This is a genomic window from Paenibacillus sp. ALE2 (assembly GCF_054113385.1).
The window spans coordinates 193,209-205,822 of sequence record NZ_CM134213.1; the positions used below are offsets into that span (position 1 = coordinate 193,209).

The 12,614-nt window shown below is 48.9% G+C and carries 2 protein-coding genes; both read right to left on the minus strand.

Translation table 11 applies throughout. The annotated features are described in order from the left end of the window. Positions 1-4 precede the first annotated feature (4 nt). Positions 5-11,323 (minus strand): amino acid adenylation domain-containing protein, encoded by an 11,319-nt coding sequence (locus ACXHJ1_RS00905; RefSeq protein WP_457905417.1) that lies wholly within the window; start codon positions 11,321-11,323, stop codon positions 5-7. A gap of 33 nt (positions 11,324-11,356) precedes the next feature. Beyond that, positions 11,357-12,604, minus strand: a complete 1,248-nt coding sequence (gene fabD, locus ACXHJ1_RS00910; protein WP_017426440.1) for an ACP S-malonyltransferase — start codon at positions 12,602-12,604, stop codon at positions 11,357-11,359. Positions 12,605-12,614: the final 10 nt, after the last annotated feature.

Consider the following 12,614-nt stretch of genomic DNA (forward strand, 5'->3'; position numbering starts at 1 on the left):
GATGCTAAATCTCCCTCCGTCGGCGTTCTTTTTTCTCTACTTTTACCGATGACAGTGCATGCTGCTGAACAGGGACGACTTCCTTTATTAGCTTTCCAGCGCCCCGTAGTATGTTGCTAATCTCCGTTTCCTCTGTTTTAAAAAACTCAATATTTAATGGAACAGATTCATGAATCTGCTGGATAATTTCACCGTTGATCACATCAAATGTTGTCCTAAAAGCTTCATGACGCTGAATAAGCGCTTGGAAGGCTTCTTGAAGTTTGGCGATGTCCAGCTCTCCTTCCAGCATAATAGCGCCTGGTAGGTTGTAACTCAGATCCTCTGGATTCAGCTCGTGCATCATAAAAAGACGCATTTGAGCAGATGAGGCTGGATAATAGGCACTCGGAGCGGCGGCAGGAATCAAGGAACAGACCGTCTCTTCAACCTCGTGATGGTATTCAATTCTTCTGGAGCTTATGAGATCCGAAAGTTGTCGAATGGTCGGAGCTGCAAAAAGATCTTTTAAAGTCATCTCAATGGCCAACGTTTGACGCACACGCAAAATAAACTGGTGAGCCAGCAACGAGTCTCCACCGAACTCAAAGAAATGATCATCTATACCTACTGCACCTGTTTTGAAAATGTCCGCCCACAACAGGACCAGTCTCCGTTCCATTTCGTTACGTGGCGGTGTAAGCTCTTTGCCGGAAGGCAGCTCTATCCCCAAGGCATCTAACGCCTTACGGTCCAGCTTTCCGCTTGAACCAAGGGGCATGTTCTCGACCCTCATAAAACGTAAAGGGATCATATATTCCGGCAATCGTTCCAGCAAAAATGCCCTTAAATCTCGAACGGTACAGTCGGTTTGCACAACCAGATAAGCGCACAAATACTTGTTGCCCTGCTCATCTATCCAATCCAGCACAGCTGCCTGTTGAATCGCCGGATTTTGCAAAAGAGCTGTTTCAATCTCGCCCGTCTCAATTCGGTAGCCCCCGATTTTCACCATTTGATCCGACCGTCCCAAGTAAACAATCTCGCCGCTAGGCAGCATACGGGCAAGATCGCCTGTACGATAGATTCGCTCACCCGGTACAAAAGGATTGGGAATAAAACGCTCTGCCGTAAGTTCATCCAGATGTACATACCCGCGTGCCAGATGGCGCCCTCCCAGACAAAGCTCTCCTACCTGTCCCAAACCTACCAATGCCAGTTCCTGGTTTAGGATATAGGCCCGAGTATTGCCCACGGGTCGTCCGATGGAAATCGGATCTTCCGGGGATACAGATGTACACGTATAGGCTGTTGCAAACACACTGGCTTCCGTAGGTCCATACAGATTTAGTAATTTTGCCTCCGGGAACTTTAGATTAAAGTTTCGCACTTGCTCCTGGCCTAACGGTTCGCCCCCTGACATGACCCAACGCAAAGTGGCTGCCTGAAGCGTATCCTCGACTGAAAGCTCTGACAAAAACATCTGCAGCACAGTAGGAATGAAGAAAGCCACCGTAACCTGATGCAGGTAAATGGTATCCAGCATTTGACGGGTATCCGTTTCTGCACCAGCCTCCAGTAATACCAATCGTCCTCCGCCCATAAACCAGCTGAACAGTTCGACGATGGAACCATCAAAGGTATAGGATGCTTTTTGCAGCACTGTGTCCTGCTCACTTAATTCAAGCTGTTGTGCTAGCCATACCACTCGTGAACTAAAGGCGTGGTGTTCCACCATTACCCCCTTGGGCTGCCCGGTTGAGCCGGAGGTAAAGATGACATAGGCCAGATGATCAGGCTGAATGGCAAGCTCTGGATTATCGCGTTCTTGCTGATCCTGACACAATAAATCAACGTCGATGACCCGCTGAATTTCTTCATCCATCCAGTTGTCATGGCAGCGCTGATGGGTCAGAATCCACTCGGCACCAGCGTCTGCCAGGATATAGCGAATCCGTTCCTTCGGATCGGCTGGATGGATGGGAAGATATGCCGCCCCTGCTTTTAACACGCCTAACAAAGCAACAATCATTTCCGGTGAGCGCTCCATAACTATAGCTACTACTTGCTCTGGCTGGGTGCCGGAGTCTAGTAAAGTATGTGCGACCAGATTCGCCCGCCGATTCATTTCCTGGTAGCTGATCTGCTGCTGTTGACCGGAAATAAGAGCGATCTGTTCAGGGTTACGACTTGCTTGATCCTCAAAGTATTGATGCAATAGCTTTATAGATCCCATATCCATCTCTGTCTGGTTGAAATCGTGGACGAGCGTCTTCCATTCTGCCTCACTCACCGAATCCGAAAGTGCAACCGCAAGCTCATTCGTCCAGCCCTCTTCCTTATGGATACCTGCGGGCTCAAGCTCTTTCTCTTGGTAATGCTCATTCGGGTTAACAGCCACCTCTTCTATTCGAAGCTCTCCAATCTTTTGCTGTGGATTGATAAGGATCGAACGTAAAATTTGAAGATATTCCCGGCTCAAGCGTTCAACCGTCTCCTCAGTAAAGAGATCTACATCGTATTGAAGGATACATTCGATATGCTGGTCGGTCATGGCTGCGGTAAATGTTAAATCAAATTGTGCTCCTGTATATTCCACCTCATCACATGGGGTCAATTTCAGGCCAGGTAATTCCACGATGGTACGGGAAGACTCGTTCAATATTGCAAACATGGTATCGAACAGCGGATTACGGCTTGTTCGGCCAGCCAAATTCAGCTTCTCAACCAGTTGCTCAAATGGATAGTCCTGATGCTCAAAAGCCTGAAGAGAATGTTCCTTGACCTGTATTAAAAATTCCTGCACCGTCATGTCCTTCTTCGGCGTGTTGCGAAGGGCTAACGTATTGACGAACATACCCACCAGGGGACTCAGACTCGCATGGGTTCTGCCGGATACCGGAATACCGACGATAATATCTTCCTGCCCGCTGGCTTTGGCCAGCAATAGGTTGTAGACCGCCAATAAAACCATAAATACTGTGGCATTTTGTTGCAGGGCAAAGCGTTTTAATCTCCACGTCCATTCCTGATCCAGCTCAAAATGAACGGCTCGTCCTTCACCTCTTCTCACATCGGGGCGTGAATAATCCGTAGGCAATTGCAGTTCTGTAATTTCCCCTTGAAAAAGCTCTAGCCAAAACTGCTCCTGCTGCCGGAATTCGGTACTGTTCATAAACTCACGTTGCCACACAGCGTAGTCTTTATACTGGATCATCAATTCCGGCAAGTTCATGCCACCGTATAAACGGGCGAATTCCTCGACGATAATCTCCTGAGAAAGACCGTCCGTAATAATATGATGCATATCAATGAACAGCAAATGACGGTTTGCGGGCTGATGAATAACCTGAATGCGGAACAACGGCTTTTGCCGGAGATCAAAGGGCTTAATTAATCCGTCTTGTTCCACTAATACTCCATGTTCACGGCCTGATTGAATTTCTTCTATCCATTTCGCTAATCCTTGAACCGTACCTGCCCGGAAGAAATCACGCAGCGACAGATTTACATTCCATGCTTGATTAATAAGATAGACCAGCTTGGTTGCCAGCAAGGATTGTCCACCCAGCAGGAAAAAATCATCCTGTGTACCAATCTGCTCCCGGTGCAGGATTTCCGACCAAAGCTCAACCAGGCGCTCTTCCAGAGGTGTAGCTGGCTGTACATAGGTCGTGCCGACCTTGATGCTTTCATTTACCTGCGGTAAAGCATGACGATCGATTTTTCCATGATGTGTTAACGGGATTGCATCGACTCGAACAAAGTAAGACGGAATCATATAATCAGGCAAGGTTGCCGACAGATGGGTCTTCAGTTCTGCCACCGATAACTCCTGATCCGTCACGATGTAGGCGCATAGCTCTTGCATACCTGGTAGAACTTCCTGCACCAGCACAACCCCATCCTGTATATGCGGGTGCTGGAGCAACGATTTTTCAATCTCGCCCGGTTCGATACGGTAGCCCCGCACTTTAACCTGCTGATCTTTTCTTCCTAAAAATTGAATTTGCCCATCTTCGAGGTATCTGCCCAGATCACCCGTTTTGTACATCCGCTCGCCTGGTATCCATGGGTTTGCTACAAACTGCTGCTCCGTCAGTTCGGGGCGGTTCATGTAGCCGCGTGTAACCCCCCGGCCTGAGATACAGATTTCACCGGGTACCCCGATAGGCATAACATCCGTACTATTGCGATTCATGATGTATACCGCAGCATTGGCAACAGGTCGTCCGATAGGCAGCGGATGAACATCTGGAGTATCCGGCACACGATAATAGGTCGCACAGACGGTCGCTTCTGTCGGTCCGTACGTATTGTAGACCTTTGCGGAGCGCAGCAAGCGGGTAACATATTCACTTTTCAGCACATCCCCACCGCTAATATAAATGCGAATATGCGGGAAAGGAGGCAGTTGATTCAGCTCATTCAAAATAAATGGCGAGGCACTGACCACGGTCACTTGCTGCTGGCGAATGAATTGATTGAGCAATTGGATGTCCTTCAGTTCATCCCGTGAAACCATAGCCAGCGTTCCCCCTGCTGCCAATGTAGGGTATATTTCCTCCACGGATGCATCAAAGGTAATGGCTGCCTGCTGGAGCACCACGTCTTCAGCCGTTAAGTGGAACTCATGCTGAAAAGCCGTGATATAATTCGTTACATTTCTGTGCTCTACCATCACACCTTTGGGCTTACCGGATGATCCCGACGTGTACAAAATATACGCCAGATGGTGAGAGGCCAGAAGCTCCTTGCCCGCCAAAGCTATATTATCCGCATCTCCGCTGTACAAGGCCGGATCACTTACATCAACGACAGCCCCTGTAAAACGAAGTGAGGTTATGCTGACACTTTCCACAGAAGTTAGGAGCACAGTTGCGCCACTGTCCTCCATCATGTAGGCCACCCGCTCCGTCGGATGTTCCGGGTCCATAGGGACATAGGCTGCTCCTGCTTTAAGTACAGCAAGCATGCTGGTCAGCATATCCAGCGAACGGGGGACCAAAATACCAACAGCTTGGTCTGGTGCCAACTGATAGGCAAGCAAGTGCCGCGCTAGCTGATTCGCTCTAGTATTCAATTGTCTGTATGTCAGTGAATGCTGCCCATAAACGGCAGCAATCCGATCAGGGTGCTGTTCAGCCTGTTCTTCAAACCACTGGTGAACCAGCTTTTCCTGCGGATAATCCACCTGGGTTTGATTCCACTCGTACAGGGATCGCTGCTTTTCTTCCGCATGATTCATGGAAATGAGGCCAATCGGGCGTGTAGCATCCGCAACGACTTCTTGTAAAAGATTTTCGTAATAAGTGGCAAGTCGACGTATGGTCTCTTCCTTGAACAATTGGGTCGCATATTCAAAGTGAAAACGCAGCCTGCCTTCATTTTCAAGCCATATGACCGTTAGATCAACTTGTACAGCCTCCATTTTAGCTTCCAACGGAGTAAAGCAAAGCCCGTCGATGCTCATCGGTTCCCCCTTAAAGTTCTGGGAAATAAACTGAACATCAAATAGCGGATTTCGGCTCCGGTCTCGCGGCACGTCAAGCTGATTCAGCAGCATTTCAAAGGGATAATCCTCATGCTTATATGCTTCAAGCGCGTGTTTCTTAACCTCCTGCAAATAGGTCGAGAACGGCTTATCTTCGGATGGTACAGTCCGCAGGGCCAGTGTATTGATGAACAGCCCAATCATGTGCTGAGTCTCTTCGGATTGACGGCCTGCGCTTGGCGTGCCAATGATGATATCTTCCTGATTCGCATATTTTGCCAATAATGTACTATAAACAGCGTACAGAAGCATAAAAAGCGTAACCACGTGCTGTACCGCTGTTTCTTTTGCCAAAGCTGTTAGTTCCTCGCTTAGCTCAAATGTATAAACATCCCCGGCATTGCTCATTTGCGCGGCCCGCGGCTCATCTGTAGGCAAATCAAGTACAGGCAGCGTTCCCTTAAATACGTCCAGCCAGTATTCCTCCTGCTTTTTCATCTCGGCACTGTCCAGACGCTGATTTTGCCAAAGTATAAAATCGGTATATTGCATAGGCAATTGCGATAGATCATATCCCGAATAGCCCTGTATCATTTCACTTAATAAAATACCAATTGAGGCTCCATCGGCTGCAATATGGTCAACATCACACAGAAAGAGGTGAACACTCTCCTCCAGCTGGACCAGCTTTGCCTTTAAAAGCGGCGCGCATTTCAGATCAAAGGGACGGATAAATTCGTCCACATACGCCTCCAACTCGCGCCCATCCCCTTCACTATATTCCAGCGAAAAATCTACCTCTGGATACACGATCTGTACCAGTTCGTTATCCCGCAGTTCATAAGCGGTGCGCAGAGAACTGTGACGCCGAATCACCGCATATATGGCTTCCTCCAACCGATGATGATCCAGATCACCCGTGATGGTCATCGCACTGCATAGGTTGTTCAAAGTACTGTGCCCTGCCATCTGACGCATCATATAAAATCGACGCTGTGTCGATGAAGCAGGATACACCTCGCGTTGTTGCGGCGGACGAATAATCAGATTTGAGCCGGCTGATCGGGGTGAAGGCAGCTCCGTTTCTGCCAGAAGGGGCTGCTTCGCTTCTCCATCCGTATACAGGGCTAATTCGTGGACCGTCATATAATTGAAAATATCGCTGATATCCACTTTTGTAGACAAGCTCTGATTCATCTGTCCCACCATTTTACTGGCAATCAGGGAGTCTCCTCCCAGCTCATAAAAGCTGTCATAGATGTTCAGCTCATCAAGCCCCAGCACATCCGCCCATATGCTCGCGATCACCTTTTCCGATGAGCTGTATTCTCCTGTCCCTCGACCATGAAGCTGTACAGGACGACGCACAGCATCGGATGACATGACCACATGATTATGTAGAAGCCGACGATGACGTTCCAAAATAGCGCGCATTTCATGAGATAAGCCGAAAGGAATGGCAGTAGAATCGAGCGCGGCCACCTGAGCATAGTGCAAGCCACCCACAATGACACGCGAAACGGGATGAAGCAATAATTGTTCAAGAGCGGCCAGTCCTTCTTGTGTGGACAGAGCATGGAATAAGCTCTCCTGGAAATCAACCTTGTGCTCAAAAGCCATCCCGGTTTCCTGCCAAGGAGCCCAGTTGATGGAAAGTGTGCGATGGCCGGATTGATTCCGCCACTCGGCAAAGGCATCCAGATAAGCATTGGCCGCCGTATAGTCGCTTTGTCCTGGTCCACCCGTCAGCGAAGTGACGGATGAAAAAAGAATAAAAAAGTCCAGTGTATCCGAAGCTGTAATTCGGTCAAGCACATGTGTGCCTGTTATCTTGGGAGCCAATACCTCGTTGAAGCGGTCCTGACTCTTGAGCGCCATATAACCGTCTCCTGCCACACCCGCAGCATGGATGATGCCGTGAATAGCCCCATACTTGTGGCGAAATTCATTCATGGCTTGCTTCATAGCCGCCTCGTCAGCTACATCGACAGCATAATATTCTACCTGAGCTCCCTGCCGCTCCAATTCCAGCAAGGCGGTAATCGTATTCAGCATTCTTGTATCCATATTCAGCTTTGAACTCTGTCTAAAGCTTGGACTGATGTTCGAATCTGCGTATGCAATGGTTTCCCATTGCTCTTTGGGTGGCAATGGTGTGCGACCCAGTAATCCCAGCGTGACCTTCCCTTTCGTAGCAAGCCATTGGCCGACTGCCAACCCCAGCCCGCCAGTACCACCAGTAATAACATAGACTCCCTGTGGTCTGATCGTAATCGGGTCAGCCTTACTTTCCATCAAATCCACGGGCTCAATTTGCTCTACATAACGTTCTCCGTTACGCCAAGCGGTCAGAAATGTATCATCATTTCCGTGCCATAAGGAGTGAGTGATGTCGGAAATCCGGGTGTTCGTATCTATATCAAGACAACGGCAAGTCAAATCGGGATATTCCTGACCGATGACCCGGGCCAGTCCAAACAAGCCCGCATGTTCCGGCTTTAATTCATTTTCCAATCCGTTCACTTGATAAGCCTGCTCAGCGATCACTGTCAGTTCCTGAACAGCAGGCTTGGTCTGTGTGATTGCCTTGGCCAGATGAAATAGCTGAACCATAGACTGCCCGCTCCAGAGATATATCAGTTTCTTAGCGTTCCGGCATCGCACCTCTGTCAACAGGTGTATATGATCTTCCTCGGTACCATTAGAAAAGTAAGCATGGTCTGACAGTTTAGCAAAGCTGGCTCCCCGCTTTACTTCGACCACATCATACCCTTCTTGGGCCAACTGTCCACGCAGCGTTACACCGATTGAACGGTTATCTGTGAATAATAAAATCGTTTCCAGCGGCGTGGGGAATACCGAATCATTTGTGGTCCGGGTTACTGTATCTGCTTCTTGCCTGGCGTGTGCTTCTTCTTTCTTTTTCCATACAAGCTGATGATATTTATGATGTTCTGTGTACCGATTTCGTTTGAAATCCGCCTCGTGCACTCGTTTGACAGCATAGTCTTCAATTTCCACCAGTACCTGACCTTCAGCATCCAGAATGAGCACATCTACCGTTAAAATTTCTCCACTTTCTCTAACCTTGCTTTTTTTACGCAGATAGCTGTAAAAATGCTGTGGGAGTGAGTCGTAAATACGCAGCTTTTGATATGAAAATGGCAAGAACAGACCATTTCCCAAGCTCTGGCTTGCTACCCCGACTGCCACATCCAACAAAGCCGGATGGAGCACGTATTGTCTCAAGTCCATATGATAGGCTGCGGGCAGCTCCAGTCTAGCCAGCACTTGGTCTGTTCCAATTGCAATCGTACGCAATGTCTCCCATCGCGGTCCGAATGAAAAGGCAGCGGCTGCTTCAGCGTGATTTTCGCCCACTACTACTTCCTGGTCGTTACATTCAGTCCGAATATCGTCCAGATTCATAACAGGGTGGCTAGCCTGTACAAACATCGCCCGCCCCTGTGCATGTCTTACCCAATTCTGTTCCCACGGCTGAGTTGAGAGTCCCGTTCGGCTTATCACCTTAAACGAAAACGTCTCACCTTCCTGCTGCAAAATGGTGTGTACTTCTCTTTCTTCCTCTACTTCCAAAATGAGCGGAGAAATAAACTGAACGTCATACAGTTCCAGCACCTTGCCTGGACGCTTGTATTTTTCCAGCCCTGATCTAACCATTTCCAGATAAGTGGTTCCCGGTACAATACAGCTTTCCATTATCTTGTGCTCGCTTAGTACCCAATGACTCCCCACAGAGAAGCGTGTCAGATAAATATCCTGTCCCTCGGTTTCTGCCAAACAACGATCCAAAAGCGGGTGCATTTTTTCCAACTCTGTGAATTTACGAACTTGGGAAGCTTGCGAGGCTATAGCTTTTTCCTCTACTTCCACCCAGCATCGCTTAGGTTCAAAAGGATAGGTGGGAATGCTGCGTCTGTGGCAAGCTTTGCCTTCATATAACCTCTCCCATTCCACATCTGCCCCCTCAACATACATACGGCACAGAGAATTCAGGGTGTAAAATTCGATTGGGGACTGGGTCAGTTTCTCTTGGGCTGAAGCTGTCAGATTTCTGGCTTCCTCTAGCGTAAGCTCACCCGCTTCTTTTTCCTTTTGGGCAGATACCACCTTATGACGCCCAAAATATACGCCCGGTATAAGCTCTCCTTGTTGTGCTTGTCCGCTGAAGCCGAAGGCAGAGGTCTGAATCTGATCCAGTTTTGCCCCCAGATCAGCCCAGTCTTGGCACAAAATCGCCAAACGATAGCTATGGTGCCCCCGTCCCGTATTGGCGGTGTAACAAAGATCGCGTAACGGATAGGCTTGGGGTTCTGTGACATATTTCTGATATTGCTTCACATAGGCTGCAAGCACGGTTTCATTTTTGGCGGACAACGTAAAAAGCTGAATCGTCTCTGCGGTTCCCTGTCCCAACTGACCACCGTCCTGCATGTCAGCCCAAGCCGGGGCTTCCTCCAGAACGACATGGCAGTTCGTACCGCTTAGACCGAAGGAGCTTACTCCGCAGCGTCGCGGAAAATTCTCCTTAGGCCAAGGTTGCAGATTATCGTTCACATATACAGGTGAATCAATAAAGTTGATGTTCGGGTTCGGGCAAGTGAAGTGCAGGCTCGCCGGGATTTCTGTATGCTTCAAAGCAAGTACTGCTTTCAAAAAGCCCGTGATTCCCGCACTGTTATCCAAGTGACCCACATTAGTTTTGACTGAGCCTATGGCACAAAATTGCTTCCGGTCGGTATACTGTCGAAAGGCTCTCCGTATACCATCAATCTCTACTGGATCACCCAGCTTGGTGCCTGTCCCGTGAGCTTCGATATATGTAATGGTATCCGGGTCAATCCCAGCATCCTTCCAGGCCCGTACAATGACATCCTCTCCGGCCAGCGAATTGGGCGCCGTAATCCCGGCGGAAGTCCCGTCATTGTTCACAGCACTTCCTTTAATGACAGCATAAATATGATCGTGATCCTGAATGGCCCGCTTCAAGGGCTTGAGCAGAACAGCAGCTACACCTTCTCCCCCGCCTGTGCCATCCGAAATGCTATCGAATGTTCTCGTCCGGTCATCCGAGGAGCCTACCCCCAGCCCCCCGCCCTTCCCCTCTTTTACGGGCACGAGTGTAACTTTTACTCCCCCAGCAATCGCCGTATCGCAATCCCCGTGCCGCAAATCCCGACAGGCTAGGTGAATAGCTACCAGAGAAGAAGAACACGCTGTATCCACCAACAGACTGGGTCCTTTTAAGTCCAATAGATAGGCGATTCGACTGGCAATCATAGAATGGATATTGCCTGGAATCGCTGAGGAAGCTAAGGAAGGCGCCATTTCTGCTACAAAACGCTTGTACTCCTCGCCAAAATCACTACTGTAGCCCACATAGACTCCCGTCCGGCTACCAGAGAGCTTGTTGCCCCCGTATCCCGCATCTTCGATCGCAGTCCAAGCAGACTCCAAAAATAACCGCTGGTTCGGGTCCATTAACCGTGCTTCTGCTGGAGAAAGTTGAAAAAAGGGATAATCAAACTTGTCGATCTCATCCAAAAACCCACCTTCATTTAGTGCCGTTTGTTCATTCAACAGTCCGACTTGGAAGAGACTCTCCAGCTCCTTTTTGCGACTGGCAGGAAAAGGACGTATAGCGTCCTGCCCCGCCCGTAGAAGCTCCCAAAACTGAGCTACATTTTCACTTTCGGCAATTTTGCAGCTCATTCCGATGACTGCAATATCCGAATCTCGCAGCTCATTGACCGCGATCGGACCTGCATCCAGAAAATCTTGTTCACTAAATTGAAGAGCCGCCAGATTGAATCCTGTTTTGGTCATCATCGTACCCCCTTCCGTTCCTCATGTTCGCTGCAATTAGCTGACCTGAAACGCGGGAAATAATTCGCGTGTATGCGTATTGCTGAAAATTTGCTCAAACCGCTCAGCCCGTTGTTCCGCAGGCGTTAATTTAGTTTCAAAAATGGACTTTAGCTTGTCCAGAGCTTGCTGCATTTGTTCAATCGTCGGCTCGGTCCCGGTCGCGATCAATTGTTCGCGCATGTTTTGCAATTCTTTATATGGAACAACTACACCCTGCTCATATTCATCATTGTTCCAGTTCCGATTTTGGGTTGAAACAGCAATCGCAATGCAGGAGGTCACAAGCCCCAACCCATCCGGCTTGTACTCCATATCAGCATTCCTTAGCAACTCCAGACCGGAGGGATGCTCAAAGGCAAAGGATTGAGCTGTGGAAGTGATACCTGTCATTAAATTTCTCAGCACAGTTTTGGGACCGATTTCTATAAAATGATTCACGCCCTGATTCAACATGTATTGAACGCTTTTATACCATTGCACAGGCTGGGCCATCTGCGACGTTAGGTTAGATATGATATAACGACGATCCGTATAGGGTGTCGCTGTAACATTAGAGAGCACAGGCCATTGAAAACGGCCATAATCATATCTCTCCAGCTCATCCCGAAACTTGCCCGCAGCGCTCCGCATTAAATTCGTATGGAACGGAAAGCCCACCTTGAGACGAATCGTTTTGATTCCTCTTCGGTTTAATTCCTCTTCGGCCTTTTCCAGCGCCGGAGTATGGCCCGAAATAACAAGCTGCTCGGAGGAATTATAATTTGCAATGCCGACCGACACACCACCTGAAGAGGCTTGTTGGCACACCTCCTCCACCTCACGCTCATGACTCCCGACTACCGCCAGCATCGCTCCTGCACCGGGAGCGACGGCTTCCTGCATCAGAATACCTCGCTGACGTACTATTTTCACCGCATCCGAAAAAGCAAGCGCCCCTGTACTCACCAATGCCGAAAATTCTCCCAGACTGTGACCCGCTACCAGGGATGGCGCAAGCTTCAATTCCTGCATCAGTACACGATAAGCAGCAATGCTCACGGTCAAAATGGCGGGCTGCGCATTAGCGGTCTGAGTCAACTCATCCATGGAACCTGTGAAACATAGGGACTTCAGATCAAACCCCAGTGCTTCTTCGGCCTCTTCAAAGGTCTCTCTCGCTACTGAATATTCATCGTATAAGCTTTGACCCATGCCTACATATTGGGAGCCTTGTCCCGGGAATAAAAAACCTAATTTTTTCATCGTTCCATCC